This is a genomic window from Flavobacterium sp. AC105, assembly GCF_979258495.1.
Map to the genome: position 1 here is coordinate 5,229,268 of NZ_OZ409860.1, position 26,660 is coordinate 5,255,927.

General features: G+C 33.0%; 25 protein-coding genes. 16 read left to right on the forward strand and 9 right to left on the reverse strand.

The features are described 5' to 3' along the window. Positions 1 to 195: 195 nt before the first annotated feature. Positions 196 to 2,607, forward strand: coding sequence for an AsmA family protein (locus ACZ0AH_RS21640; RefSeq protein WP_463477809.1), 2,412 nt, complete (start codon positions 196 to 198; stop codon positions 2,605 to 2,607). A 100-nt stretch (positions 2,608 to 2,707) separates the two neighbouring features. Here ACZ0AH_RS21640 and ACZ0AH_RS21645 read toward each other — a convergent pair whose 3' ends face one another. The 3 genes from ACZ0AH_RS21645 to ACZ0AH_RS21655 are packed head-to-tail and all read right to left on the reverse strand — an operon-like array spanning position 2,708 to position 5,456. Beyond that, entirely contained in the window at positions 2,708 to 3,772 is a 1,065-nt protein-coding gene (locus ACZ0AH_RS21645; RefSeq protein WP_463477810.1) for a hypothetical protein, read from the reverse strand. Continuing rightward, positions 3,769 to 5,145 (reverse strand): DNA cytosine methyltransferase, encoded by a 1,377-nt coding sequence (locus ACZ0AH_RS21650; RefSeq protein ID WP_463477811.1) that lies wholly within the window; start codon positions 5,143 to 5,145, stop codon positions 3,769 to 3,771. The genes ACZ0AH_RS21645 and ACZ0AH_RS21650 overlap by 4 nt, the downstream gene beginning before the upstream one ends. 2 nt (positions 5,146 to 5,147) lie before the next feature. Then, the gene (locus tag ACZ0AH_RS21655; RefSeq protein WP_463477812.1) at positions 5,148 to 5,456 is read right to left on the reverse strand and encodes a helix-turn-helix domain-containing protein; all 309 of its coding nucleotides are present in this window, start codon (positions 5,454 to 5,456) and stop codon (positions 5,148 to 5,150) included. Between the two features lie 292 nt (positions 5,457 to 5,748). Between ACZ0AH_RS21655 and ACZ0AH_RS21660 the strand changes: the two genes are divergently transcribed. Both ACZ0AH_RS21660 and ACZ0AH_RS21665 read left to right on the forward strand, forming a co-directional pair. Continuing rightward, entirely contained in the window at positions 5,749 to 6,180 is a 432-nt protein-coding gene (locus ACZ0AH_RS21660; RefSeq protein WP_463477813.1) for a very short patch repair endonuclease, read from the forward strand. A gap of 58 nt (positions 6,181 to 6,238) precedes the next feature. Then, positions 6,239 to 6,478, forward strand: a complete 240-nt coding sequence (locus ACZ0AH_RS21665; protein ID WP_463477814.1) for a hypothetical protein — start codon at positions 6,239 to 6,241, stop codon at positions 6,476 to 6,478. Positions 6,479 to 6,561: 83 nt separating this feature from the next. Here ACZ0AH_RS21665 and ACZ0AH_RS21670 read toward each other — a convergent pair whose 3' ends face one another. Beyond that, complete coding sequence (locus ACZ0AH_RS21670) at positions 6,562 to 6,795, reverse strand: hypothetical protein (RefSeq protein WP_463477815.1); 234 nt, start codon at positions 6,793 to 6,795, stop codon at positions 6,562 to 6,564. A gap of 486 nt (positions 6,796 to 7,281) precedes the next feature. Between ACZ0AH_RS21670 and ACZ0AH_RS21675 the strand changes: the two genes are divergently transcribed. Next, entirely contained in the window at positions 7,282 to 7,596 is a 315-nt protein-coding gene (locus ACZ0AH_RS21675) for an HPF/RaiA family ribosome-associated protein (protein ID WP_463477816.1), read from the forward strand. A gap of 74 nt (positions 7,597 to 7,670) precedes the next feature. On the opposite strand, the gene ACZ0AH_RS21680 is transcribed toward ACZ0AH_RS21675, so the two are convergent. After that, the gene (locus tag ACZ0AH_RS21680; protein ID WP_463477817.1) at positions 7,671 to 8,330 is read right to left on the reverse strand and encodes a hypothetical protein; all 660 of its coding nucleotides are present in this window, start codon (positions 8,328 to 8,330) and stop codon (positions 7,671 to 7,673) included. A 338-nt stretch (positions 8,331 to 8,668) separates the two neighbouring features. On the opposite strand from ACZ0AH_RS21680, the gene ACZ0AH_RS21685 reads away from it, so the two are divergent. From ACZ0AH_RS21685 to ACZ0AH_RS21705, 5 genes are all read left to right on the forward strand, one after another. Then, positions 8,669 to 9,160, forward strand: a complete 492-nt coding sequence (locus ACZ0AH_RS21685) for a nuclear transport factor 2 family protein (protein ID WP_463477818.1) — start codon at positions 8,669 to 8,671, stop codon at positions 9,158 to 9,160. Between the two features lie 263 nt (positions 9,161 to 9,423). Continuing rightward, the gene (locus ACZ0AH_RS21690; protein ID WP_463477819.1) at positions 9,424 to 10,806 is read left to right on the forward strand and encodes an ammonium transporter; all 1,383 of its coding nucleotides are present in this window, start codon (positions 9,424 to 9,426) and stop codon (positions 10,804 to 10,806) included. Between the two features lie 495 nt (positions 10,807 to 11,301). After that, positions 11,302 to 11,979, forward strand: coding sequence for a tRNA (guanosine(46)-N7)-methyltransferase TrmB (gene trmB / locus ACZ0AH_RS21695; RefSeq protein WP_059114995.1), 678 nt, complete (start codon positions 11,302 to 11,304; stop codon positions 11,977 to 11,979). Positions 11,980 to 12,022: 43 nt separating this feature from the next. Further along, a complete protein-coding gene (locus ACZ0AH_RS21700) occupies positions 12,023 to 12,658 on the forward strand; it encodes a LysE family transporter (protein WP_463477820.1) in 636 nt (211 codons plus the stop codon). Positions 12,659 to 12,849: 191 nt separating this feature from the next. After that, on the forward strand, positions 12,850 to 13,179 hold the full coding sequence (locus ACZ0AH_RS21705) for an MGMT family protein (RefSeq protein WP_463477821.1): 330 nt from the start codon (positions 12,850 to 12,852) through the stop codon (positions 13,177 to 13,179). A 211-nt stretch (positions 13,180 to 13,390) separates the two neighbouring features. On the opposite strand, the gene ACZ0AH_RS21710 is transcribed toward ACZ0AH_RS21705, so the two are convergent. Together ACZ0AH_RS21710 and ACZ0AH_RS21715 are read right to left on the reverse strand one after the other, a co-directional pair. Continuing rightward, a complete protein-coding gene (locus tag ACZ0AH_RS21710; RefSeq protein ID WP_463477822.1) occupies positions 13,391 to 14,716 on the reverse strand; it encodes a sensor histidine kinase in 1,326 nt (441 codons plus the stop codon). A 165-nt stretch (positions 14,717 to 14,881) separates the two neighbouring features. Further along, positions 14,882 to 16,240, reverse strand: coding sequence for a sigma-54-dependent transcriptional regulator (locus ACZ0AH_RS21715; protein ID WP_463477823.1), 1,359 nt, complete (start codon positions 16,238 to 16,240; stop codon positions 14,882 to 14,884). 156 nt (positions 16,241 to 16,396) lie between these two features. On the opposite strand from ACZ0AH_RS21715, the gene ACZ0AH_RS21720 reads away from it, so the two are divergent. The 3 genes from ACZ0AH_RS21720 (at position 16,397) to ACZ0AH_RS21730 (ending at position 21,142) form a co-directional block, all read left to right on the forward strand. Beyond that, positions 16,397 to 17,641, forward strand: a complete 1,245-nt coding sequence (locus tag ACZ0AH_RS21720) for an efflux RND transporter periplasmic adaptor subunit (protein WP_463477824.1) — start codon at positions 16,397 to 16,399, stop codon at positions 17,639 to 17,641. Between the two features lie 252 nt (positions 17,642 to 17,893). Beyond that, positions 17,894 to 18,601, forward strand: a complete 708-nt coding sequence (locus tag ACZ0AH_RS21725; protein ID WP_463477825.1) for an ABC transporter ATP-binding protein — start codon at positions 17,894 to 17,896, stop codon at positions 18,599 to 18,601. A gap of 111 nt (positions 18,602 to 18,712) precedes the next feature. Beyond that, positions 18,713 to 21,142, forward strand: coding sequence for an ABC transporter permease (locus tag ACZ0AH_RS21730; RefSeq protein ID WP_463477826.1), 2,430 nt, complete (start codon positions 18,713 to 18,715; stop codon positions 21,140 to 21,142). Positions 21,143 to 21,203: 61 nt separating this feature from the next. Here ACZ0AH_RS21730 and ACZ0AH_RS21735 read toward each other — a convergent pair whose 3' ends face one another. Then, a complete protein-coding gene (locus tag ACZ0AH_RS21735) occupies positions 21,204 to 22,823 on the reverse strand; it encodes a L,D-transpeptidase family protein (RefSeq protein ID WP_463477827.1) in 1,620 nt (539 codons plus the stop codon). Between the two features lie 425 nt (positions 22,824 to 23,248). Here ACZ0AH_RS21735 and ACZ0AH_RS21740 point away from each other — a divergent pair, with 425 nt between their 5' ends. From ACZ0AH_RS21740 to ACZ0AH_RS21755, 4 genes are all read left to right on the forward strand, one after another. After that, positions 23,249 to 24,379, forward strand: a complete 1,131-nt coding sequence (locus ACZ0AH_RS21740) for an Mrp/NBP35 family ATP-binding protein (protein ID WP_463477828.1) — start codon at positions 23,249 to 23,251, stop codon at positions 24,377 to 24,379. A 119-nt stretch (positions 24,380 to 24,498) separates the two neighbouring features. Further along, entirely contained in the window at positions 24,499 to 24,738 is a 240-nt protein-coding gene (locus ACZ0AH_RS21745) for a NifU family protein (protein WP_026982674.1), read from the forward strand. 215 nt (positions 24,739 to 24,953) lie between these two features. Next, on the forward strand, positions 24,954 to 25,433 hold the full coding sequence (locus ACZ0AH_RS21750; protein ID WP_463477829.1) for a hypothetical protein: 480 nt from the start codon (positions 24,954 to 24,956) through the stop codon (positions 25,431 to 25,433). Positions 25,434 to 25,499: 66 nt separating this feature from the next. After that, positions 25,500 to 25,817, forward strand: coding sequence for a 2Fe-2S iron-sulfur cluster-binding family protein (locus tag ACZ0AH_RS21755; protein WP_026982672.1), 318 nt, complete (start codon positions 25,500 to 25,502; stop codon positions 25,815 to 25,817). A gap of 123 nt (positions 25,818 to 25,940) precedes the next feature. On the opposite strand, the gene ACZ0AH_RS21760 is transcribed toward ACZ0AH_RS21755, so the two are convergent. Next, complete coding sequence (locus ACZ0AH_RS21760) at positions 25,941 to 26,627, reverse strand: DUF6058 family natural product biosynthesis protein (RefSeq protein WP_463477830.1); 687 nt, start codon at positions 26,625 to 26,627, stop codon at positions 25,941 to 25,943. Between the last annotated feature and the right edge of the window lie 33 nt (positions 26,628 to 26,660).

The window sequence follows — 26,660 nt, forward strand, 5'->3', positions numbered from 1 at the left end:
GAGTACAAATTTAGAAATTAAAAACCAATCAAACACCATTCGCAAATTAGTTTTGACTATAAATGTATTGTCATTTGCTATACAATTAACCAGTCTTTTACGCACAAACCTTTGCAGAGTAATAAATTGAGAATCAAAATTTTAATATCACAGCAAATTTTGTCTTATCTTTAATGATTGAGAAAATTCGTTCAGATGAAAGCCACATTCCATAAAATAAAAAACTTTTTGCTATCAGATGGTTTTAAAAAATATGCCAAACGTTTTGGTTTTTTCATCTTGGGACTTATTGCATTGCTGTTAATTGCGTGCGGCGGATTGTCTTTTTATTTTAATCGGAATAAAACCGAAATCATCGCCAAAATCAACACAAAAATCAATGAGAATATCAACGGAAAATTTCATATTGGCGATTTTCAATATAAATTCCTGACTGGTTTTCCTAATTTTACTTTAGCCTTAAAAGATGTCGAAATCAAAGACAATCAATGGCAAACGCACAAACATACTTTATTGAAAGCCAAAGAAATTGAAGCACGTTTAAACGTTTGGAGTTTATTGCAAAACGAAATCAACATTCATAAAATCCTCATCAACGACGCTAATATTTATGTTTATAAAGCCGAAAATGGCTATTCGAACGCTGATATTTTTAAACCAAAAAAGAAAAAATCTCCCGAAGACAAAGAAAATCGGGAAACCACAATTGACCAAATCGACCTCAACAATGTTCATTTTATTTTAGACAACCGAATTGGGCATAAATTGTTTGATTTTGATGTCGCAACCCTGCAATCAAAAGTAGATTATTACGGAGATGATTGGCAAACTTATGTTTTTCTGGACACGCAAATAGCAAGTTTAGCTTTTAATACCGTGCACGGAAGTTTTGCAAAACAAAAAGAACTTAAAGGAACTTTTGCCGTTTCGTATTCTTCCGAAAAAGAAAAAATTGATGTTGTTACCAAAGGCCTGAAAATAGGAACAGATTCTTTTGATATTACCGCTTTTTTCAATTTAGCCAAAGGAAATGCCCTTTTCGGAATCAATATCGGAACTACTATTTTATGGCAAAATGCATCCAATTTATTATCGGCAAACATTAGTTCTAAGCTTAACCGATTTGATTTGAAAAAAGAAATCGACGTTAATTGCGATATAAAAGGCGATTTTAATGCCGAAGGAGATCCCAGAATTGTAGTTCAGGCCATTATTAAAAACAACGAACTCAGTATTCCGGACGGATTAATTACCGATTGCAATTTTAAAGGCATTTTTACCAATAATTTTAAACCGAAAGAAGGTTATAATGACGCTAATTCGGCAGTTATATTAACTCATTTTGATGGAAATTACGAAGGTGTTCCGCTTAAAATTCCGCAATTGGCGATTAATAATCTCGAAAAACCCTTGGCAACCGGTTATGTAAGTTCTGATTTTGATGTTACTAAACTAAACGAAGCAAGCAACGACAAATGGATTCAGTTTACCGAAGGTCACGCCACGGCAAACTTAAAATTTCAGTTTGATATTGTTAATTTATACATCACCAAACCTCGATTTATTGGTAATGTAAACGTTCAGGATGTATCTTTTCATTTTATTCCGAAAAACCTTCATGCCGAAAAAATCAACGTTCAGCTCGACTTTACCGAAAAAGCATTATTAATCAAAAAAATCGCTTACAAACACAATAAAAACATCATTTATCTTGAAGGCAAAATCGACAATTTCCTGAATTTATATTATGACGCACCAGAAAAAATGGTCGTAAACTGGGATATTTATTGTCCGAATATCGACTTGAAACAATTTCTAGGCGTTTTAGCCAATACTCAAAAAAAGAAAGTTTCAGCCAAAAAAGCCACAATGTCCGAGCAATTACGAAATGCCATCGAAAAATGCGTAGTCGATATCAACATCAAAGCCGACAAAATAAACTACAATAAATTGACAGCAACCAACACAAAAGCCGAAATCCAGATGATCGATTCCAGGCTTATTATCAAAAACGGTTCGCTGCAAACTTCCGGCGGAAGCATCAATTTTAGCACTGTTGTCGAACCAAATGGCAAGAACTTTAATTTCACTTCAAACGCGCAGGTAAATCGGGTTGATATTGCGAGTTTTTTACGATCCTTCAACAACTTCGGAATCCAGTCTTTTAGTCCAAATAATATCAAAGGAAAACTTAGCAGCAAAGCAAATGTTTCGGGTTTAATAAATAGCAATGGCGAATTAATTACCAATTCTATGCACGGAAAACTTGATTTTAATGTTGTTCAGGGCGCGCTTTTAAACTTTGAACCCATTATGAAAATTGGCAAATTTGCGTTTCCGTTTCGCGATGTGCAAAACATAACGTTCAGCGATTTATCCGGAAACCTAAACATGCGCGGAGAACAAATCGACGTTAATAATCTAACCATTAGTTCCAGCGTTCTCAATCTGGATGCCGAAGGTATTTATTCCTTTGGCCGAGGCACCAATCTCGCCCTCACAATCCCGCTCCGAAATTCTAAAAACGACGCCAAACTTGCCACCCAAGCCGAACGCGACGCCGTTCGTCGACCGCGGAATTGTCCTGCATTTGGTTGCGCTGGATGATAAAGGAAAAATGAAAATTAAATGGGGGAAGAAGGGGAAAGAGAAATAAGGTTCTTGCAAATTTCTCACTCAATCTTATATTCTCAAGGAACAAAAACATCTATTTCCTTGCAATTATTTCAATTAATATTTGTTTAATATTTAAATGTTTGGCATCTATTATCTTCTTTGAATGTTCAGAAACTAATTCAATCCAATCCGATATTTTTTTGCTTTCTGTTGTTTTTATTCCCCAATATTCTGAAAGTTCAATTGAAGAGGTTTGCATTAATGTTTCAATTGTGAAATCTAAATTTTCAAATAATGTTAAAAATATTCTTGGAATATTTTCATAAGATTTCGTTTTAACGATAATTTTACCTTTTCCACCAGCAGTAAATATATCTCGAACATTTGGACAAACAACACCTTCACGAGTTACGAGCCAAATTGCTAATCTCCCAAATTTATCATTATTATTACTAAATAACTCAGGAAAATAAACCATTGATTTATTTTTTAATTCTTGTTTTTCTCTTATAGAAAGATTATTCCAGATCTTTATTACCAAATTGGTTGGTTTACTATTTTCTTGGTCAATCCACCAAAGTTCTTCTCCTGGTCTCAGCTTACTTTTATAATATTCAACAATGTAACGAAGTGGGTTTTCTTTTTTTCTTAATACATCATACGGAGTTTTTATTTTATCAAAAATTGTTTTCCCAACAGCCAAATTCATGTCAATTAAGTATCGCGGTGAATGAGTTACAACAACTTCAGATAAGCACTCTTCATATGGTCTGCATCTAAATTCTATAGGATTTGCTAATTTTGCAAAAAGCATAAATATTCTTTCAACATCTTCAACTCTTGTACTTTCTAAAACACTATTCCCAGTTGTTTTCCAATGATTTTGAGTCGTAGTTTTTACTTCGATTCCATAATATTTTTGAGCAATAATGTCTGGAAATTTTTGACCTCCAATTAATTCTATTGAATTTTCGAAAACTGTACCAATTGCCAAGTCAGTCATAACATCACGGACATAAGGCTCAAGTTTATTCCCACTAAGTGTGGAAATTATTTGTGGAGATTTGATTGCGTGAATATTTAATTCTTGTAGTGTTGAATTTAATAAAATATCAAATTCTTTTTTATTTGGTTCTGAATTTGCCGAAATTATCATATTTCTTTTTTAAAGTATAAATCCCAAACATCTTCAATCCTTTTCGCTAAATTATATGCAAGAAGTGGTGGAACCGCATTTCCTATTATTTTATAAGCTTGTGATGGACTAACTAAATAAGAACCTTTTCTTCCATTTATACTCTCTATTACAAAATCATAATCTGGTGGGAACGTTTGGATTAAGGCACATTCTCTAGGAGTTAATCGTCTTTCTTTCAATCCCTTTGAGAGTTCGTTGTCAATTTTCCCTCCATTTTCTTTTGACAGTCTTCTAAATTCAATATTTCCATGATGTTCCGCACGAATTGTTGGACTAATGCTATTTAATTTAATTTCTGTCTGCCCTTGACAATGTGCTCCCATATATTTCGCCTTTGAGTAAAATTTTTGAGATAAATCAGTTGTATTTTCAGGTTCTTCTAGCAAACTGAATATTTCATTTAATTCAACAAACTTTTTCAAGTGTTCGCCTTTTGCTGTATATGCGTGTGTTGGTTTTGGATATGGATTATATTCATCGGAAATTGTTTCTTTTTGTAATTCCGCTAATGCTGATTTTGTCAATTCAGATTTTTTAATACCAATGAAGATAACTCTTTCTCTAGATTGAGGAATACCATAATTTGCTGAATGTAAAACTCTTGGATTTAAAACTATATAACCATTTTCTCCAGCTGATGAGAAATCGTTTTGAATTATCTCCTTTACGTTTTCAAGATTTACCAATCCTTTTACGTTTTCTGCAATAAATATTTTAGGTTTTGTAATTTCGATTACTTGCTTCATCCACATATAAAGTTGTCCACGAGTTTCTTCCGTTGGAGTTACTTCATCTATTAATTTTCCTTTATGGTTTTTATGCGAATTAAATCCGTTTCGTTTTCCAGCGATGCTAAAGTCTTGACAAGGAAATCCACCAGTTACAACATCAATGTTCTTTGGAAAAACATCATCTCCGCTTTGATGAAGTTTAACTAAATCAACTATACTTTGTGTGAAAAATAAGTCCGCATCTCTTCCTTTTTTCATAAAATGATTTACCCAAGCATTTCTCGCATCATTCAAAATGTCATTAGCAAAAACTGTCTTAAACTTCGTTTTCTTAAGCTGAACAAAGCCATTGTTAAGTTTTTTATCAATAAAATTAGGAGTTAACTTTTCATTTATTGATGATTTCAAAACAGAAAACCCCCCTTCAAAGCCTAAATCCATTCCTCCACAACCGGAAAAAAGAGATAAAACATTTAATGTTTCTTTCTTTTTTGATTTTACTTCATTTCTTTTTTGGCTTGGATTTACATAATATTTAAAATCTAATTGTGGTTCTTCAAGAACATCTACCTCCATTCTTTCTGAATACTTTGCTTTCATGATTAGATTTTTATTGGGTGTGATTTGATATATTCGATTTTTTCTTCTGCCACTTTTAAAACTCTACTGGCGCAATCTTCATAAGCAATTTCATAAGCAATTTTGTCACTCATAAATTGAACTAATAATTCTTGTTTGTCAAGCTGCAAAATGTCGGCAATTTTCAAAATTAAATCTTTAGTTGGTTTACGTTCGTTGCGTTCAATTTTACTTAAAATTGCTTGATCAACGTTAGCATAAGCCGAAACTTGGCGAAGTAATAGACCAAGAGTTTCTCTTTTTGTTCGTATAATTTGTCCTACTGTTTTCATTTGATAATTTACACTTGACAATAATTGTCAAATATAATCTATATTTTGGGAGTAATCTAAAGCGAAACTTTCTGTTTTCAACAAAAGAATGTTGATATTTTCTGTTGAAAATATTATGACTTGAAACAAAACAATAAATTCGGCACTTAATTATATTTTTTTTCTTTTAAAAGTAATTCAAAATGAAGTAATTATGAATTAGTAAATGCAAATTATAAAACATATAGCTCAATAAATATAAATCAAGAGCATTGTTAATTATTTAAATTTAAAATTTTTAATAATTATTTATATGGATTGTTTTACACCGGAAAAACGTTCTAAAGTAATGAGTATGATTCGTAGCTCAAATACCAAGGACGAAGTTCGTTTAGCAAAGGCGTTATGGCATCTAGGTTATAGATATAGAAAAAACAACAAAACAGTTTTTGGCAAACCTGATTTGACTTTCAAACAATTAAAAATTGCGATTTTTGTAGATTCAGAATTCTTCCACGGAAAAAACTGGGAAACATGTAAAAAACCAAAAACCAATACTGAATTCTGGATTAAAAAAATCGAACGAAATATACAAAGAGACATAGAAGTCAACGTCCATTTAGAATCTCAAAACTGGAAAATTCTGCGCTTTTGGAGCACCGATATAAAAAAGAATTTAGACTTCTGTATTCTCGAAATCCAAAAAGCAATAAATGAAAGACAAATAAGTTTATCTAAATTATAAATTATTTATAAAGTAGTTTTGTTTTTTCCTCAACAAAAACAATATTAAAAAAATAAAAATGGATAAAATTAATTTTCAAAACAGAAAATTTAAGTTACGAGAAATTGAATTACCTGAAATTGGAAATGTATTAATTTCTACTACTTCATTAAATGAATTATTATTAAATGAAGATGAAAACTATGTTTCTCACGAAGCTAATGCAATAGACGAAAACATATTTTATTTTGTCGATAATAAAGAAATTGAACTTTCGGATATGGAATTATTAGATTTAATACTTAAAGAAGTAAAATGATTTTTTAAATAGTTAATCTTCATAGTAAATAAAAAAAGCCACTTCTTCCAGTGGCTTTTCCATTAATATCAAATTCTAAAACTTTATTCCGCATCCAAATAAGGATTTAAAATTTCGGCTAATTCATTGAGCCAATAAAAACCATCTTCAACTGATCTTGTGTCGATTTGCAGGGTTTCGCATTCTCGCATTAAAGACATCGCGAGAAGATAATTTACTCTTCGGATTGCTTTTGCGAAACTTTTAGGATCGGTTGCATGGTTGAAAAATTCGTTTAACCGCAATTCTGTTTCTTTTGAAAGGGTGTTTACACTCATAATCTCGAAATTTAGGAAATATAAAACCCGTATGGGTTAGCTGTCCTACGCCTTCGAGAACGCGTTGTGGTTGTTTCCAATACCGCCAGCGTACCATACGGGCAAAAAGTTTTGTTGTGTTCATAATCTCGATGTTTAGGACTGCAAAGATACCAAAAAACGTGGGGTTTCGGCATTGATTAAAAAAGTTGTGAATAATTAATTTTTCTATTATTGTGGGGCTTCTCCCGAAGCCTCGGGACGCTCAGTCTGACAAAATATTTCGCTTAACCTGACAAAATACAAATAAAAAAATCAGTTTTTATCCGCGTTTTCACGAAGTGAATCCGTTAAATCCGCGTTCCATAATAACATTTCGAAATCGGCCAAGTCTAAGAAAAATAGCCTTTAAGTTTTCCAATATTTTTTCATAATGTTTTATTAACTCACTTGGCTTTTCATCTTAAATAAAATAGCTTTGAGAATAATCATTAAATATAAAACCATATGAAAATTCAAATCAATACAGACAAGAACATCGAAGGACACGAAAGATTAGAAGCTTATTTTTCTGGAGAATTAGAAAAAGGCTTAACGCGTTTTGAAGAAAAAATAACCCGAGTTGAAGTACATTTTGGAGATGAAAATGGAGAGAAATTCAGCCTTAACGATAAAAAATGTGTAATCGAAGTTCGTACTGCAAAACTACAGCCTCTTACGGTAACAGAACACGCCGATACTATAGAAAAAGCTTTTAGCGGCGCTTTAGCAAAAGCAAAAAAATCATTGACTACTACTTTCGAAAAAATGAATGCTCATTAAAAATAGATGATAAGGTTCAAAGGGACAAAGGTGCTAAGTTTTTTCTGCTCCTTTGTCCCTTTGTAACTTCCTCTTTAAGATTTCGGCAACGGAGCTCCAACTGCAATATCGCAACGATGTCCGGTTTGTCCGTGTGGCGGATTCATTCCTTCGGCAGTTGCAACCGGTTTCTCTGTACTTAATAAAGCAGGAACCGCGTTTGTGTTTGCTGGTGGCGGAGTTACGGTAAACGATTGAGAAGCACTTCCGCTTTGTGCCACGGCAGGTTTTGCTGCTACTGGCGAATTTAAAGGTGCTCCAACCGGAATATCACATCTGTGTCCGGGTTGCCCGTGCGACGGATTCATTCCTTTCCCCACTTTTACAGGAGCCGCAACAGTTGTTGTAACTACATTTTGCTGATTCGGCTTTACCTGAACCGTTTGCGCTGGTTGTGCTGTCGCAGTTTGGCCTTGTACAGGCGAATTTAATGGCGCACCAACCGCAATATCACATCTGTGTCCGGGTTGTCCGTGCGCAGGATTTAATCCTTTTGTTTCGCTTAATACCGTATTTGGATTTGAAGCAGAAGCTGGCATTTGAACTACCGACTTCGCTTTTGCCGTATCTTTTACCAATCCTAATTTTACTAATTCAGATGTTGGTGTATTTTCCTGTGGCTCTAATTCCTTTTTGCAAGAAGTAAAAAGTAGTGAAGTAAGAACTAACGAACTGATGAGTATTTTTGGATTCATGATTGTAGATTTTAAAAGCTTCCAAATATACTAATTAAACCCTATAAGTGATATACGAGAATTTAAGTTTAACATGTGTTTGTTTCGCGCAATCCCGATGGCTATCGGGAGCAGAGGCGCAAAGTTTTTTGTTTCACGCAGATTATGCAGATTTGAGCAGATTTTTTTTTAATTAAATCACTTGAAAAAAATCATCTGCGCATATCTGCTTAAATCTTTTTAAAATCTGCGTGAAATAATTTACAGGGGAAAAAACTTTGCGCCTCTCTCTCCATACCTATCGGGATTGCGCGATTAATTATATTATTTCTTAACTTTAAATCCAAAACACACTTCACATGAAAAAATCAATTTTACTTTTATTATTCGCTGCCACTTTCGCAAACGCGCAAACTTCTCAAAAAGACAAAATCAATCAAACCGTTGATGCCTGGCACAAAGCTGCTGCCGATGTAAAATTTGACGAATATTTTAATCTAATGGCCGATGATGCGATTTTCATCGGAACTGACGCAACTGAAAACTGGAATAAAAAAGATTTTAAAGTTTGGGCAAAACCTTTTTTCGACAAAGGAACAACCTGGAATTTTACGGCTCTGGAACGTCATGTGTTTTTTGATAAAACAGGTAAAATTGCATGGTTTGACGAATTGCTGAATACGCAGATGAAAATCTGTCGCGGATCTGGTGTTTTGGTAAAAGTGGGGAACGAATGGAAAATTCAGCATTATGTACTGTCAATGACAATTCCGAATGATGATATTGATGCTGTCATTAAAGTAAAAACACCTATCGAAGACGTTTTGATTGAGAAGCTTCAAAAAAAATAAAACAATTTCTAGGTTTCTTATTATAATCCTAACTTTTATAGTGCTTTACAGAATGTTTTGCTAATTTAATTATAATACAATTGACAATATTGGCCCTGATTTAGAAGTCTAAAATAAGATTGTATCAAAAAAACAGATCGAATTTTACAAAATTGACTAAAATAAAACAACAGCCTCTATTTTTATAGCCCTAAAAATCAAAATCTTTATTTTTTTTTAACTTTGACCCCAAAAAAAATAGGGTTCTATAAAGTATTTGAAAAATGAAAATAGAAAAACGCTGGATCATTTCCTTTATTATTATAAGTGTTGTTTGTGTTACTGGCGCATTTTGGCCAACGGTTACTCAAAATAGTTACGTATTGTCTGAATTTGGCACAACAGATCATATCGTGCCAGCCGATGTTGCCTGGATGTTAACTTCGTGCTGTCTGGTTTTGATCATGACACCGGGATTATCCTTTTTCTATGGAGGAATGGTAGGCCGAAAAAATGTTATTTCGACCATGCTGCAAAGTTTTATTTGTTTGGGCGTTGTAACGCTTTTATGGGTTGTTGTTGGTTTTAGTTTAGCCTTTGGTGATCCTGTAGGTTTTGGCTCAGGAAACCATTTTTATAGCTTTTTTGGAAATCCAACCACATTTGCTTTTATGGATTATGTGGGCGTTTTGCCTCATAAAAAATTGGCAAGTACAATTCCGTTTATGTTATTTGCTTTGTTCCAAATGAAATTTGCGATTATTGCTCCGGCAATTATTACAGGTTCATTTGCAGAACGCGTTCGCTTTATATCGTATTTATTATTCATCAGTTTGTTTACCATTTTTATTTATGCGCCATTGTGCCATTCGGTTTGGTATCCAACTGGGGTTTTAGGAAGTTATTTTGGCGTAAAAGATTTCGCCGGAGGAACTGTAGTGCATATGAGTTCCGGATTTGCTGCTTTGGCGGGAGTTATTGTTTTAGGAAAAAGAAAAAACAGCGATCATATACCAACCAATATTCCGTTTGTATTATTAGGAACGGGAATGTTATGGTTTGGATGGTTTGGTTTCAACGCCGGATCTGCGCTTGCGGCTAACGGAACGGCTGCAATGGCTTTTGCAACGACTACAACATCATCGGCTGCAGCCATGTTAACCTGGGTTTTCTTTGACCGAATGAACGGAAGAAAAGTTTCGGCTCTTGGAGCTTGTATTGGAGCTGTTGTAGGTCTTGTTGCCATAACCCCAGCTGCAGGATTTGTATCGGTTCCTGAAAGTATGTTTTTCGGGTTTGTTACTGCTTTGGTTTCAAACTCTGTTGTAAACTGTCGTTTCTCAAAAAGATTTGATGACACATTAGACGTTTTTGCCTGTCACGGTGTTGGTGGAATTATGGGAATGATTCTGACTGCGATTTTCGCTCACGGCGAAGATGCCAGTTTATTACACGGAGGATGGAATGTTTTTGGTCATCATATGATGGCATTGGTTTTGGTTTCGATCTTTACTTTCTTCGGCGCTTATTTCTTGTTTAAAGTGACGAATTTCATTATTCCGTTGCGTGTTTCTGAAGAAAATGAACATATTGGTTTGGATTTATCGCAACACGACGAAACGCTTGATCCAAAATTAAAACCTATTACTGAGGCGCATTACGGGTAAAAAGTTTGCCACAGATACACAGATTAAAATGATTTTTCTAAACTGTTTCAAAAATATAGTTTGCCACGAATTACACTAATTTTCACTAATTTTTTTCAATTAATTGTAAATATGAATGTGTAGTCCCTAAGGGACAATGTTTGGCGTGGTAACTATTGTTTTCTACCAACATTTAACTCCTAACGGAGTATAACTCCTAGAGATTATATATTGGTAAAAAATAAGCCCGTCAGCAAATATTATCCCCTAGGGACTACACTCATTAGATAATCTAAATTTTAAAAATCTTTTTAATCTGTGGCAAAAGAAAAAATAGTTGCCACGACTTCACAAATTAATTTAAGCGGAATAGATGAAAAAAATTAGCGCTAATTTGTGTAATTTGTGGCAAAAGAAAATATTCTTCATCAAAATTGGTGGCAAAAAACTTTAAAACCTAATTCGGCTATTTTCATTCGTTTATATTCCTTAATTTTGCTGAAAATTTTTGTAAAAGTGGGAAGTAAAAATAAACTAAAAAGATTCAGGGAAAACGAAACATTTCAAAACGTTTTTCAACCAACCAGAGAAGAAGTTGTAGGCGATTTAATGCCTTTAAAAGGAAAATGGAATTCTGATTTCTTTAAAAACGACAATCCATTAGTTTTAGAATTAGGATGTGGAAAAGGAGAATATTCTGTTGGATTAGCAGAAAGATATCCAAACAAAAATTTTATCGGAATTGATATTAAAGGTGCCCGTTTTTGGAGAGGTGCTAAAACCGCAGTAGAAACCGGACTTCATAATGTTGCTTTTATTCGTACTCAAATCGAATTAATCGACCATATTTTTAATGAAAATGAAGTAGATGAAATCTGGATTACGTTTCCGGATCCGCAAATCAAATACAAAAGAACAAAACACAGAATGACAAACTCTGAGTTTTTGAAATTGTATAAAAAAATCCTTAAAAAAGATGGTGTTGTAAACCTAAAAACCGACAGCGAATTTATGCACGGTTATACCCTTGGATTGCTTCATGGCGAAGGGCATGAGGTTTTATATGCAAACCATAATGTATATACAAACGAAGGAAGTCCGGAGGAAGTTACTGCTTTTCAGACTTTTTATGAGAAACAATATTTAGAAATTAACAAGGCAATTACGTATATTCGCTTTAAAATTAAGGACTAAATTTAAATCTTAAACCGAATTTTCAACCCCATTAAACAACTGAATGGCATTACTTACCCCATTACTTTCAGGTTTTCTTGCCGCTTTCATTGGGATTATTCCGCCTGGTTTAATCAACATGACAGCCGCAAAAGTAAATTTGAAAGAAGGAAAAAAGAACGCCTTATGGTTTGTTGCCGGTGCTGTTTTGGTAATCCTTCTTCAGGTTTCTCTGGCCGTTTTATTTGCGCAGGTAATTGATAATCGCCCGGATGTTGTAACCTTATTACGCGAGGTTGGATTTGTAATTTTCTCCATCTTAACGATTTATTTTTTGTTTATTGCAAAAGAACCAAAAGCCAAAAAATCGAAGATTAAAAAGAGCAGCAAAAAAAGCCGTTTCTTTTTAGGAATGCTGCTTTCGGGATTAAACTTCTTCCCTATTCCATATTATGTGGTTGTGAGCGTTACGTTGGCTTCGTACCATCTTTTTGCATTCGAAAACAACATTATTTTTACTTTTGTATTCGGATCTGTTTTGGGTTCATTTGCTGCTTTATACAGCTATATTGGTTTCTTTGGAAGAATAGAAAAGAAAACCGATTACGTTATGCGAAACATGAATACTATTATAGGAAGCATTACAGGATTAATTGCTGTGGTAACACTTTTTAATATTTTGAATTACTATTTCGGATAAAAAATATATGCCACAGATTTCACAGATTAAAGTGATTTTATCTTTGTCTGTGAATTTTAAATTCTCGCAGATTTTGCAGATCTAACAGATTTTTTTTTAAATTTTTAATCTGCTAAAATCTGTAAAATCTGCGTGAAACCAATTTTGAGAAATCATTTTAAGCTTTGAAATCTGTGGCAAAAAACTAAATTATGGCTGAAGATAATTTTTTTGAAAGAGTTTACGCTATTGCAAGACAAATTCCATACGGAAAAGTAACTTCTTATGGCGCAATCGCAAAAGCTTTAGGAACTGCCCGTTCTGCCCGAATGGTGGGCTGGGCAATGAATGCCTGTCATAATATGGATGATGTTCCTGCGCACAGAGTTGTAAACCGAAAAGGACTTTTGACCGGAAAACACCATTTTGAAGGAACTAATTTAATGCAGCAACTTCTGGAAAACGAAGGTATTGTTGTAGAAAACAATCAAATTATAGACTTAGAAAAACACTTTTGGACACCAGAAGTTTCTACCATATAAGTTATATAAGTTCATTTTAAAATAAGTAACCACAATCTTGTCATCCTGAGCGGAGTCGAAGGAACACGAGTAGCTCGACAAAGATTGAAGACTTGCTATATAGAGTTTCTTACGCTACTTCGACTCCGCTCAGTATGACAAGATCATGATGAACCTTTGAACTTAATCTTTGTCAAAGTTTGAAACTTTGACAAAGATGACGCAGACAATATCAAATCAAACAAATAACAAAACTAGTCCTGTCTTCATCAGTTTGGTAACTCAGATAACCGCCGTGTGCTTCTATAATATTTTTAGAAAGCGTTAAACCAATTCCGGCGCCATCTTTTCGGGTGGTAAAAAACGGGAGAAATACTTTATCCCTAATTTCGGCATCAATTCCTTTTCCGTTATCGGAAATAACAATAAAAAATCGATTGTTTTCGGTATAACTGGACAAAAACATTTTCTTTTCGCTCTTTTCTTTCAGGGCATGAATACTGTTGGTAATCAAATTAATGATAACTTGTTCCATTTGATTTTTATCAATCAGGATTGAACGAGAGCTGTTAATTTCGTTAATCAATTCAATGTTTTCTGCTTTTAAGATTGGATTCATGATTCTCAAACAATCATTAAAAAGTGCATTTATTGGAGTCATTTCCTTATTTGGAGTTGGAAGCATGGCCAGTTTTCGGTAGTTTTCGACAAAAAACTGCAAATGATCGCTTCGGTTTATTATTGTCGAAATACTGCTTTTAATATCGTCAAAATCATCTTCTTCAAGCTTTTCCTGATCTACAATTTGAAGTAAATTCTGCGAAAGCGCACGAATTGGCGTTAATGAATTCATTAATTCGTGCGAAATAATCTTCATCAGATTAATCCAGGCTTCTTTTTCCTTTTTCTCAATTACACGCTGAATACTATCCAATAAAATGATAAAATATTCCTTATTGTAGGTTTTAGTAATGGAAGTCTGCAGCATATAAGTCTGTAAATCCTGTTCTTCAATTTTGATGGAAATTGCCGATTTTAATTCTGAGAAATTCGTTTTCTCAATTTCGTCGCAAAGTGATGGCAAATAATTTTTAAGGTATTTCCAATTGCTAACTTTTGGAACTTTAAATAGATTTGAAAAACAATCGTTCATAACAAAAATATCCCATTCGTCATTTTCTTTTTCTAAAATTAAAGTGGCAGTATCAATACTGTTCAAAATCGAACGGTAAATAAGTTCTTTGGATGTTTCTTCTTGTTTTTGAATTTTTAAAGCATCGTACAACAGATATAAACTCTTAAAATTGCCCTTTTTATTCTCTTCGGGAAAGCTTGTTGTAAAGTCATTTTGCAATATCGAAAGCAAAGTTTTATCATAAAACAGCAATCTGTTTTTAACGAAGAAATACATTTCGAACAACATTATAATCACAAAAAATCCTGTCAAAATTGCATTGTAATAAAACATTTTGTAGAGCAGTAAAATACAGAAAAAAAAGAGTGCCATAACAAATAAGACTCTCACAAATAAGGCGTTATAGAACTTCCAGTTTTTCATTATTTTATTTTTTTATTGCCAAAAATGATTGCTATGCTTGATATAATTCTCTCGCAGATTTAGCAGATTAATTAAAATCATTTTTATCTGTAGAATCTGCGAGAGACTAATTTAAGGATCATTTTAATTCTTTATCCCGATAACTTTCGCGAATGGCAACTTGTTTTATGAGTTTTTCAAATTATATTTTTCAATTCTTCTGTATAATGCAGCTCTGGACAAACCGAGTTCTTCGGCAGCTTTACTGATGTTTCCGTTGTGTTTGAACAATGTTTTTTCGATGGCATTTTTCTCCATTTCAGATAAAGCATTTTCATCGTTTTCCTGAACATCTTCAAAATTAAGAATATCCAAATCGTGTACGGAAATCGTATTATTATCGGCTAAAATTAAAGCGCGTTCAATTTTATTTTCCATTTCACGGATATTTCCTTTCCACGGATATTTTTCTAAATATGGCGCTACATTTTCTTCAAAATGCCATCCCGAAGCTTCGGGACCATGATTGTATTTTTCAGAAATCTGATCGAGAATAAAATGCGCCATCGGAACAATATCATCTTTTCGTTCGCGTAAAGACGGCAAATTGATTTCCATTGTATTAATTCTGTACAGTAAATCTTCGCGGAATGTTTTGTTTTTTACTTCGGCTTTAATATCGCTGTTTGTTGCCGCAATAATTCTAACATTGAGTGGTCTTGCTTTACTTTCTCCCAAGCGCGTTACGGTTTTCGTTTGCAAAACATGCAGTAATTTAGCTTGTAGATGAAGCGGAATATTTCCAATTTCGTCGAGAAAAATAGTTCCGTTTGATGCCATTTCGAATCTTCCGGGAGTATCAATTTTGGCATCTGTAAAAGCGCCTTTTGCATAACCAAAAAGTTCACTTTCGAATAAATTATCACTTAAAGAACCTAAATCCACATGAACAAAAGGATATTTTTTTCGTTTTGAATTTTGATGTATAAACTCGGCAAAAACATATTTCCCGGTTCCGTTTTCTCCTAAAATCAAAACATTTGCGTCTGTTTTTGCTACTCTTTCTGCAATAGAATAAGCTTGTTTTATTTTTTGCGAAGTTCCAACAAAATATTTTTTCTCTGTTTTTTCTGCTACGACTTTTTTAACGTTTTTTCTGCTTTCGGCGACAGCCTTATCAATTGTTTCAAGTAATTTTTCGTTGTGCCAGGGTTTTAAAACATAATCAAAAGCACCTATTTTAATGCCTTCAACTGCAGTTTCAATTTTACCAAAAGCAGTCATCAAAATCACAATTGTCTGTGGCGAAAGTGTTTTAATTTCTTTAAGCCAATGAATTCCTTCGCGTCCATCTTCAAACCCAATCCTATAATTCATGTCTAATAAAACCACATTTATATCATTTTCGCTTAAAATAGAAATGATTTTTTTTGGGCTATTTGTTGTAAAAATGGTTTCAAAATGTTTTTTGAGAATCATTTTTGCCGAAAAAAGAATTTCTTCCTGATCGTCAACGATTAATATTTGGGCTTGTTTTTTTCGCATGGTGTTTTTTTGTCCGATTTTGAACGGTCAACTGTTCATTATCGAACACTTGTTTTTTAGATGTTTTTTTGAAGCCTCTTTAAAATCAATACTTTACAAATGATAAATTTTATGGCACAATATTTCCCTATTGATTATCAGTAAAATATTAAAAAAATGGACAAGGTAATTCCTCGTAAAAATAGAAAATTTAGATATCTCACAATAGCAATTGCTGTTTTTTTAGTTTTGGCAATCATTATCTTCTTTTCTTTTAACACTAAAAGAAGTTTAAATGTAAAAGCCGATGAACTTTCCGTTCAAAAAATCGAAAAGGCTTATTTTGAAGATTTTGTGGTTTTTCAGGCTAAAGTCGAACCTTTGAACGTGATGCTTGTAAATGTTACAGAAGGAGGATCTGTAAAAGAAATTTTTGTCGAAAATGGTGCAATAGTTACAAAAGGGCAATCGCTGGCACGTTTGTACAACCCGAATACCGAATTGAATTATCTGACTCAGGAAACGGCGATTATTGAACAAATCAACAATTTGAATACCGGAAAACTGAATATCAGAAATCAGGAATTGAGCTTAAATAAAGATTTGGTTTTGATCGAACACGATTATAATGACGCGAAAAGATTATACGATATGAATGCGAAATTATATGAAAAAGATGTGATTTCGAAAAATGACTGGAATACTTTTAAAGAAGGTTTGCGTTTTCAGGATGAACGCAAAAAAACGATTCAGCAAAGTATCCAGAAAGAAAAACAAACGAATCAGGTTCAGATTTCTCAAATCAACCGTTCGATTCAGACTATGGAAAAAAGTTTGGATATTTTGAGAAACAACAAAAAGAACTTTTTGATTACAGCTCCGGAAACTGGTCGATTAACATCATTTGAACCGGTTTTAGGAAAAACATTTCAGGCCGGAGAAAGCATAGGAAAAATCGATTCGAAAAAAGGATATAAACTTGCTGCCGAAGTAGATGAATTTTATTTGGAAAAACTTCGCGAAGGTTTAAAAGGTCAGGTAGAATTTAAAGGAAAAACACTTGAAGTTTTGGTTACCAAAGTAATTCCGGAAGTAAAAGGGGGACATTTTACAGTAGAACTGGCTTTTACATCTAAAGAAGAAATCGTTTTGCAAGATGGTTTAAGTTTTGGAGTAAAACTGATTTTATCTGAAAAAAATAAAACGCTGGTTGTACCAAAAGGAAGCTTTAATCAGGAAACAGCAGGAAAATGGATTTTTGTAATAAAAGGAAATAAAGCAGAAAGAAGAAACATAAAATTAGGAAGAGAAAATCCTTCGTATTATGAAGTTCTTGAAGGATTAAAAGAAGGCGAATCTGTAATTACCTCATCCTATTCTGACTATAAAGATGTTGAAGAGTTGTCGATTAGTTCAGAGTAGCAGTTTTCAGTAGCAGTTTTCAGTTAAAAAAGTTCGCCACGAATTCCACGAATTAGCACGAATTTTTTATTCTTGAAGTGAGAAAATTAAAAAATTAATTCGTGGAAATTAGTGTAATTCGTGGCAAAAAATAAAAAATTTTCACACAATCAAAATTAACAATTCATAATTTATAATTTATAATTAACAATTATCAACGTTTCAATCATCAATCAAAAAACGTAATTATTAACAACTAAAACTTTTAAAAAAATGATCACAATACAAAATTTAACCAAAGTTTTTAGAACTGAAGAAGTAGAAACATCAGCTTTAAGCGGCATTAATTTAGAAATAAAAAAAGGAGATTTCCTGACCATTATGGGACCTTCCGGCTGCGGAAAATCTACTTTATTGAATATTATAGGTCTTTTGGACAGTGCATCTGACGGAAGTTATAAATTATTAGACCAGGAAATGATTGGCCTGAAAGAAAAAGGAAGAGCCAATGTGAGAAAAGAAAATATTGGATTCATTTTTCAGAATTTTAACTTAATCGATGAACTTTCTGTTTATGATAATATCGAATTGCCTTTGCTTTACAACAATGTGAAATCATCGGACAGAAAACAAAAAATTGAAGCTATTGCCGAAAAATTGAATATTTCTCACCGATTAAAACATTATCCGCAACAACTTTCGGGAGGACAACAGCAAAGGGTTGCCGTTGCAAGAGCTTTGGTTAACGACCCAAAAATTATTCTTGCTGATGAGCCAACCGGAAATCTGGACAGTAAAAACGGTAATGAAGTAATGGAACTTTTGACTGATTTGCACGCAAAAGGTGCTACAATTTTGATGGTTACCCACTCTGATTATGATGCTTCGTTTTCGCAAAAAACGATTCACATGAAAGACGGTGTTATATTTTCTGAAAGATTAAATCAGAGAAATGTGGATGTTTTTATGGACGCTAAATAATTTAAAAATGATCAATTTTATTATAACTGCAATTACAATCCTGGTGGGATTTGTTTGTAAAGTATTGACTATTATCTAAAAACGAATCAAAGAACTATAAAAAAATAAGCAATGATTTTCAACTGGTTTAAAATATTTATTTATCATTTAAAGCAAAGCAAATTGTTTTCGTTTTTGAATGTTTTGGGCTTAAGCATTGGTGTTGCCGGTGTTATTTTTGCCATCTTATATTGGAATAACGAAAACTCATACGATCAATGGAATCCTGAAAAAGAAAACTCTTATCAGGTCCTGAATAAAATTGGAGGAACGGCAGACATTTGGGCTTCAAGCTCAATTCCGTTTGGAGAAACCTGCAAAGCGACAATACCAGAAATCGAATCTATTTCTTTCTTTAATACCTGGTATGATAATGCGCCTGTTAAATATCAGAACCAAAAAGTGATGGATGAAAAGATCATGGTTTCTGACAATAGTTTTTTTGATATTTTTCCGTTTCCAATCGTTAAAGGAGCTAAAACCAATATCTTAAAAGAAAACAACAGCGTTGCCATATCTGAAGATGCTGCCAAATTATTGTTTAAAGAGGAAGATCCAATAGGGAAATCAATTAATTACGGAAGCAAATTTTACACTGTAAAAGCTGTTTACAAATTAATGAAGCCTTCTTCTATAGAACCACATTATGTTTTTGGCGGCGTACAGCGGGAAGGCGACAAAACCAGCTGGGGAAATTTTAATTATGGTTTATTAATTAAGATTAAAAAAGGCGCTGATCCTGTTGCTGTTTTAAAGAAAATGCAAAATGTAAATTTTGTAAACAGAACTGTAAAAGACGCTAAAGAAAGTGGTCAGACTGTAGCACAATATGTAAAAGAAAACGGCGAAACGACTGTTATTATCGATCAAATAAAAACAGCCCGTTTACACGGAACAAAATCTTCGCAAGGGCGCAATATGCCTGAAGGAAAAGGTAATTTGCAATTGCTTTATATCATGGCCGGTTTATCTCTTTTAATTTTGGTTTTATCGTTGGTAAACTATGTTAATCTGGCAACGGCTTCGGCTATAAAACGCGCTAAAGAAGTTGGTGTCCGTAAAATTGTAGGTGCTACTAAAAATCAAATTATCGCTCAGTTTATATTTGAAACTGCGATAATTGTAATCTTGTCGATTTTATTTGCCCTTGCAATTGTAGAACTTTCATTACCATACTACAATAATTTTTTGAAGAAAGATTTGACTATGAATGGCAGTGAATTTTACCTGCAGCTCATTTTTATATTTGGATTAGTAATCATTCTTGCGGGTATTTTCCCTGCCATTTATATCTCAAATTTTGAAACTTTAAAGGTTTTAAAAGGAAATTTTTCAAGAAGTAAAAGCGGTATCTGGATCCGAAATTCAATGCTTATTTTTCAGTTTGGTATTGCGGCATTTTTTATCATTGGTGCATTAATCGTGAATTCGCAGGTTAATTATATGATGAATAAAGAACTTGGTTTTAGTGGCGATCAGGTCATTAGAATCGCCTATAATACTCCGGACAGAACTAAAAGAACTGATAAATATTTAGCTGCAAAACAAGAAATCAGCAAAATTCCGGGAGTTCAGGGAGTTTCTACTTTTGCAGGTTCTTTTGGAAACAGCACCAATTCGAGTTCAGGATTTACTCATAATGGTATTTTTGTTCAGCCAAGAAACGTCGAAATGGATTTTGGTTTTCTGGAACTAATGAAAATTAAAATCGTACAAGGACGCGATTTATCACCTCAATATGCTTCTGACACGATAAGCAATATGTTGATGAATGAAACGCTGGTGAAAACTTTAAATCTTAAAAACCCTATAAACACGATTATTACATCTGGCTGGGGAAATGAAAAAGGAAACCTGAAATTTAAAGTCGTAGGTGTTGTAAAAGATTTTCATATTACAGGATTACAAGACAAGGTGCCGCCAATGGTTTTTATTAATCTTTCGACCGTAAAATGGAATAATTTCAATAACGTTTACATCAAAGTTTCTCCTGATAATTTAACCGAAACTCTGGAAAAACTAAAAGCATATTGGGAGAAAAACGTAAATCCGGATTATCCTTTTGATTATGAATTTGTAAACAAAGGATTTGCCAAAACGTATCAGGAACAAGTAAAACAAAAAGACTTGTTTTTTATTCTTAATCTTGTTGTAATTATAATTGCCATTTTTGGATTGTTTGCTTTGGCTTCTTTCTCTATGGAAAGACGATTAAAAGAAATTGCGATCAGAAAAACTTTGGGTGCAGAAACTGATATTTTATTAAAAGAATTATCAAAACAGTATGTTATTTTCTGTTTAATGGGATTTGCAATCGGGATTGTTCCGGCTTATATTTTATTGCAAAAATGGCTGGAAGATTTTGCTTTCAGAATTGGAATTTCTGTTATTCCGTTTGGTATTGCACTAGTTTCTTTATTGGTTTTAACTTTAATGATTGTTTTGGCAAAAGCATATCAGGTAACTAAAATCGATATCTTAAAATATTTAAAATACGAATAAACTTGTAGGCCATTTTTTTTAAGAAACCCGCCAAATTTTAATAATCTGGCGGGTTTCTTTTTTATTTTGCAACAACAGAATCTGAGTAAAGCAATTTATCTAAACGTGAATCCCGATCATAAACATCCGGATAAAAACCAATTTCTCCGTCCTCATTTACCCAAGCCGTAAAATAACCAATGTATATTGGAATTTTGTTTTTTAGCATACATGTAGTTTCTTTTTCGCCGCTCATTGCCTTATCTATTTTATCAACCGGCCAATCCGGATTGTCTTTTAACATTTCAAGCGCAAGTCCTTTGGCTTCTTTTACATTAATACAGCCGTGGCTAAAAATTCGTTTTTCAAACTCAAATAAACTTTTGGCAGGCGTATCGTGCAAATAAATATCATTCGGATTTGGGAACATGAATTTCACCAATCCAAGAGAGTTTTTGGGCCCGGGTTTTTGTCTTACGTTTCCACCGTTCCATTCCATATTATGATCCGCTAAATAATTTTTATCTTCAGCCATTTTGAGTTTCAATTCATTTTTAATAATACTCTGCGGCACATACCAATACGGACTAAATACAATTCGGTCTATATTTCCGCTAAAGATTACGGTTTCTGTCATTCTCGTGCCCACAAAAACATCCGAAACCAATGCATATTTTCCGTTTTTAACATAAGCCAGTCTAAACGATGGAATATTGACCATTACATATTCATTTGCTTTTGCGAGTTTTGTAGGTATCCATCGGCAGCGTTCCATATTGAGCATTATGGTTTTGATTCTCTTGCTAATGGGTTCGTTCAGCTGGTCGATATGTTCTTTTGTCAAAGTATAATTTAATTTAAGACCGTATCTTTTTTTATATTTTAAAATTCCGGCCATCATTTCTTCATCATAAACATCTCGTTTAGAATCCTGTGCCAAATCTCCAATTACAAACAAACGCGCTCTAATTTGTTTTACTGCAACACCGCTGTCAAAAGGTTTTAGATCTTTATAATTTATACTATCAATATCGATCTTTTTCCATTGGTTATTTTTTTCGATAGTTCGATATTGTTTTAATACGGCCTCAAGTTTATAATATTGATCGTATAAAAGCTGATCATCTTTGTTTAAACGTTCCGGATCTCCCATAAGTGAATCTAATATTCTGGTGTACGAGATATTTTTTGCAGGCAAATACCAGCCAATTTTTTTTAAAGTTGCTGCGTCAACGCCCGAATATACATTGCTGGCGTAAAACACATACATATTCGACAAGAGAAGTTCAGTATCTGTTCGAGGAAGTTTATCCGATACATTTTCGTTAAAAACATCGTCTACCAAATCCATATACGGCATTTTGGCGTCAATTCCCTGTTCATTTAACAGGCTGACTTTTTGATATAATAACGCTCCAAATTCGCTGACGCTTTTATCATCATACCAAATCAAATTGTATTCTTTCTTTTTATAAAGATCCTCAACATCTTTTTGGTATTTTTTTAGTTTGGGATATTTTTTATAGAAATTATTTATTGATTCAGCATCAATTAGAATTTTAGAACTGACGTTTTTAATTTCAAAAACAGCTTTAAAATCTGCCAATCCGGTTTTTATTTTTCTTTCATTATGAAAAGAATCAAAAGAAAATAGAACAAAACTACAGGCAATTATTACAGACAAGAAGGTAAAATTTCGCATATACTTATTTTTTAAATTTTTTAGCAATTAACCTGATTTAAAAAATAGCGAAAACTTATCATACACCTCAAAAACAAGCTCACGCATATTTTTTCAAACATTTGGGAATCATAATTTGGGTACTCAAATATAAGCAATATTGTGCACAATTAAATTATTAACCTTCTTACATTTATCTTAAAATTTCGAATATTTTGACATTATAAAAAAATGTCAGAAGTTGTTTTTTATTAGAAATGTCAATTTATCTGCAACAAGAAATCAAACTGGTAAGATGAGAATCATTTTGACTAATTTTTATATCAATAAATACAATTTAAAAGGGTTTGAATACGAACAGAATCTGTTATCTTTGTAGCCTGAAATCAGTTTAAATAAACATAATAGCTAAATTGATTTCTATCAATTGATAATCGTACATTAAAATGAAATTAGATAGAAAAGAAATTCTTAAAGCTTTAGAGACAATTACTATAGCCGGAGAAGGAAAAAATATGGTTGAAAGCGGAGCCGTTTCCAATGTAATTACTTTTGGTGATGAGGTGGTTGTAGATTTACTTTTGCACACGCCTGCCATGCACATAAAAAAAAGAGCTGAAGACGATATCAGGAAAACAATTCACGATTTGGTATCTCCTGAAGCAAAAGTTAAAGTAAACATTAAGGTTGAAGCAAAAGAAAATCCTAACGAAATAAAAGGAAAAGCGATTCCCGGAATCAAAAATATTATTGCTGTTGCTTCTGGTAAAGGCGGAGTTGGAAAATCTACTGTTACGGCAAATCTTGCGGTAACACTTGCAAAAATGGGTTTTAATGTTGGCGTTCTTGATGCCGATATTTATGGGCCATCGATGCCAATTATGTTTGATGTTGAAAACGAAAAACCAGTTTCGATTACCGTTGACGGAAAATCAAAAATGAAACCAATTGAAAGTTATGATATCAAAATACTTTCTATCGGTTTCTTTACAGCGCCAAGTCAGGCTGTAATCTGGAGAGGTCCAATGGCTGCAAAAGCGTTAAACCAAATGATTTTTGATGCTGATTGGGGAGAATTAGATTTCATGTTAATCGATTTGCCTCCAGGAACCGGAGACATTCACCTTTCTATCATGCAATCGCTGCCAATTACAGGCGCTGTTGTAGTAAGTACTCCTCAGGCTGTGGCTCTTGCCGATGCTAAAAAAGGAGTTGCAATGTTCATGCAGGACAATATCAATGTTCCGGTTTTGGGAATTATAGAAAATATGGCGTACTTTACACCAGAAGAATTACCTGACAATAAATATTATATCTTTGGTCAGGAAGGAGCTAAAAATCTTGCTGAAGATTTAAATGTTCCATTCTTGGGAGAAGTACCAATTGTACAATCAATTCGTGAAGCGGGAGATTATGGCCGTCCGGCAGCAATGCAGACAGCATCGCCAATTGAAGCTGTTTTTGAAGAAATCACCAGAAATGTTGTGCAGGAAACAGTAAACAGAAATGATAATTTACCTGCAACAGAAGCCATTAAAATTACAACTATGGCAGGTTGTTCGGCAGTAAAGAAATAATTAGATAATTGAGATGATAAGACTAATGAGATAATTTGATAATTAGATAATTTGATATTTTTTACGCAAAGTAAATTTTCTAATTTTCTAATTGACACATTTTCTAATTGATAAAAATTATGACAACAGAAGAATTAACAAGCAACGTATTATTGGCTTTAGACGAAATCAGACCTTTTTTAAATTCTGATGGAGGAGATATAACGCTAATTTCTATAGACGATGACAAACATGTCAAAGTTCGTCTTGAAGGAGCATGTATTAGCTGCAGCGTAAACCAAATGACCCTAAAAGCAGGGGTTGAAACAACAATAAAAAAATATGCACCGCAAATAGAAACTGTGGTAAATATAATGTAATTGAAAGGCCGTCATTTTTCCGCTTTTTATTCTTACAAATTAACAGGAATAATACGCCCTATAGCCATTTGATTCGGAAAATTTCAAAAAAGGATTCAAAATAAAGTACTTTATTGCGGATTTAACAAAAAACAATACAAAGATTTAGGAGTTTTAGTTAAGTAATTGTTACATATTTAACTTAAATTTGTAACATAACCCTAAATCTTAAATTTATGAAGAATTATTACGCTCTTTTATTATTGCTATTTGTATCTGTGAATTATGCCCAACAAGCCCAAACGCTGGTTGCTGATAAGGCATGGGTAAACGAAGCAGAAGAATGGTCTGATTTTCAATATTCAGGAAAAGTAGTTTTTTCGACTAATACAAATACTGAAGAAGGTACGCTGAGAGTTGGAAATTATGATTTTTTATATGACTTTTGCGAAGGAAAAGCAAAATTCTCTAATAAAGCCACTTACAGTTCAGCTGAATTTGCGCACCCAAGAAAAATCTCTGCTCAAACAGACAAACAAGGTGTTTTAAATTCAACTTACGAAGGAACATTAATCTTTCAATCCGATAAAGATTATTATTCTGTTATGGCAATTGTTACCATATTAGAAAAAGGCGGCAATATTCTGGGTGTAAAAATGCGCCTTAAAGAAGGAAACAAAAAAGAATACGCGTTTAGCTTGAAATCGGCTAGCTAAACATAATTAATTTAGGATTTTTTCACGTTATCAGATCCTAAATCAGCAAAATTCCAAATAATTAAAATGGATGTATTAATAAAGATTAAAGATCGAGAAGGAGTTATACACGAGTTACAAGCTCCAACTGATATGGCAATGAATATAATGGAGTTATGCAAAGCATACGAACTTCCTGTTGAAGGAACCTGTGGAGGAATGGCCATGTGTGCCTCTTGCCAGTGTTATGTTCTTAATGATGTTGCATTACCTGAAATGGGAGATGAAGAAGAAGCCATGCTTTCGGAGGCGTTTTATGTTAAATCTAATAGTCGTTTAGGCTGTCAGATCCCAATTACTACAGAATTAGAAGGCTTAGAATTAGAATTAGCCCCAGAATATTAAATAAAAATATCAATATTTTAAAATTCCAAATTCCAATGAAGCAAGACGCTGATTGGAATTTGGAATTTTTTATTTGGAGTTGATACAAAAACACTGGATCATAAGTATCCAATCTTTTCTTATCTAATCGTATTTATTTATTAGTTCTTCTAAATCAAATTCTTTTAGCAGCTTATCCAGGTATTTGCCTCTGCTGCTGGTTTCACGCTGATAGGGCGCAAAAAGGCTTGTTACAGTATTAAATTCTTCGTTAAGTTCTTTTAGGCGATTTATATCTTCCTCAGTTATGGCTGAACCTTTCGTTTCAATAAAATTTAAAATTCTTTTTATTGCGATTTCTTTCTCAATAATAGCTTCTTCATTACTTTCTAAAGTACAGATACCATAAATTCCTTTACAAAAATAATCCCATTCTTCTTCGAATGCTTTATCTGCTTTTTCCGAATCTATTGCTCCATTTTCATCAAAAATATTTCCGTAAGCGAATGTTTTATACTTGTGGTTTTTCAAATTAGACAAAAGATTTTCTCTAAAATCCTTTTTGAATTTTCCGGGATTATGATGCAAAATATTATCTGCAATAAGTGTCAATATATTTTTTGGAAAATATTTTTTAGAAGAAATAACCTTATAACTATCATTTAAGGAAGAACTTATCGTTCTCTCCGAATTAATGGTATAAGAGGGTTCCGGTGCAAGCTTATATTCAATAAGCTGATTTAATTTATCAGAAGTAAGATTCATTATACTTACAATTTCTTCAAATTCCAGATAATTTTCTTCTATATATTTTATGTTTATGTCTTTCATTTTTGAATTTGGATTACAAACAAATATACTATT

Excerpts from the sequence above, each read along its gene's own strand:
- ACZ0AH_RS21665 (WP_463477814.1), top strand. The coding sequence starts at position 6,239 with ATGGATAAAATTAATTTTCAAAACAGAAAATTTAAGTTACGAGAAATT.
- ACZ0AH_RS21750 (WP_463477829.1), top strand. The coding sequence starts at position 24,954 with ATGAAGAATTATTACGCTCTTTTATTATTGCTATTTGTATCTGTGAAT.
- ACZ0AH_RS21755 (WP_026982672.1), top strand. The coding sequence starts at position 25,500 with ATGGATGTATTAATAAAGATTAAAGATCGAGAAGGAGTTATACACGAG.
- ACZ0AH_RS21720 (WP_463477824.1), top strand. The coding sequence starts at position 16,397 with ATGGACAAGGTAATTCCTCGTAAAAATAGAAAATTTAGATATCTCACA.
- ACZ0AH_RS21745 (WP_026982674.1), top strand. The coding sequence starts at position 24,499 with ATGACAACAGAAGAATTAACAAGCAACGTATTATTGGCTTTAGACGAA.
- ACZ0AH_RS21730 (WP_463477826.1), top strand. The coding sequence starts at position 18,713 with ATGATTTTCAACTGGTTTAAAATATTTATTTATCATTTAAAGCAAAGC.
- ACZ0AH_RS21650 (WP_463477811.1), bottom strand. The coding sequence starts at position 5,145 with ATGAAAGCAAAGTATTCAGAAAGAATGGAGGTAGATGTTCTTGAAGAA.
- ACZ0AH_RS21760 (WP_463477830.1), bottom strand. The coding sequence starts at position 26,627 with ATGAAAGACATAAACATAAAATATATAGAAGAAAATTATCTGGAATTT.
- ACZ0AH_RS21675 (WP_463477816.1), top strand. The coding sequence starts at position 7,282 with ATGAAAATTCAAATCAATACAGACAAGAACATCGAAGGACACGAAAGA.
- ACZ0AH_RS21685 (WP_463477818.1), top strand. The coding sequence starts at position 8,669 with ATGAAAAAATCAATTTTACTTTTATTATTCGCTGCCACTTTCGCAAAC.
- ACZ0AH_RS21700 (WP_463477820.1), top strand. The coding sequence starts at position 12,023 with ATGGCATTACTTACCCCATTACTTTCAGGTTTTCTTGCCGCTTTCATT.
- ACZ0AH_RS21740 (WP_463477828.1), top strand. The coding sequence starts at position 23,249 with ATGAAATTAGATAGAAAAGAAATTCTTAAAGCTTTAGAGACAATTACT.
- ACZ0AH_RS21690 (WP_463477819.1), top strand. The coding sequence starts at position 9,424 with ATGAAAATAGAAAAACGCTGGATCATTTCCTTTATTATTATAAGTGTT.
- ACZ0AH_RS21710 (WP_463477822.1), bottom strand. The coding sequence starts at position 14,716 with ATGAAAAACTGGAAGTTCTATAACGCCTTATTTGTGAGAGTCTTATTT.
- ACZ0AH_RS21715 (WP_463477823.1), bottom strand. The coding sequence starts at position 16,240 with ATGCGAAAAAAACAAGCCCAAATATTAATCGTTGACGATCAGGAAGAA.
- ACZ0AH_RS21645 (WP_463477810.1), bottom strand. The coding sequence starts at position 3,772 with ATGATAATTTCGGCAAATTCAGAACCAAATAAAAAAGAATTTGATATT.
- ACZ0AH_RS21655 (WP_463477812.1), bottom strand. The coding sequence starts at position 5,456 with ATGAAAACAGTAGGACAAATTATACGAACAAAAAGAGAAACTCTTGGT.
- ACZ0AH_RS21640 (WP_463477809.1), top strand. The coding sequence starts at position 196 with ATGAAAGCCACATTCCATAAAATAAAAAACTTTTTGCTATCAGATGGT.
- ACZ0AH_RS21705 (WP_463477821.1), top strand. The coding sequence starts at position 12,850 with ATGGCTGAAGATAATTTTTTTGAAAGAGTTTACGCTATTGCAAGACAA.
- ACZ0AH_RS21680 (WP_463477817.1), bottom strand. The coding sequence starts at position 8,330 with ATGAATCCAAAAATACTCATCAGTTCGTTAGTTCTTACTTCACTACTT.
- ACZ0AH_RS21660 (WP_463477813.1), top strand. The coding sequence starts at position 5,749 with ATGGATTGTTTTACACCGGAAAAACGTTCTAAAGTAATGAGTATGATT.
- ACZ0AH_RS21735 (WP_463477827.1), bottom strand. The coding sequence starts at position 22,823 with ATGCGAAATTTTACCTTCTTGTCTGTAATAATTGCCTGTAGTTTTGTT.
- ACZ0AH_RS21670 (WP_463477815.1), bottom strand. The coding sequence starts at position 6,795 with ATGAGTGTAAACACCCTTTCAAAAGAAACAGAATTGCGGTTAAACGAA.
- ACZ0AH_RS21725 (WP_463477825.1), top strand. The coding sequence starts at position 17,894 with ATGATCACAATACAAAATTTAACCAAAGTTTTTAGAACTGAAGAAGTA.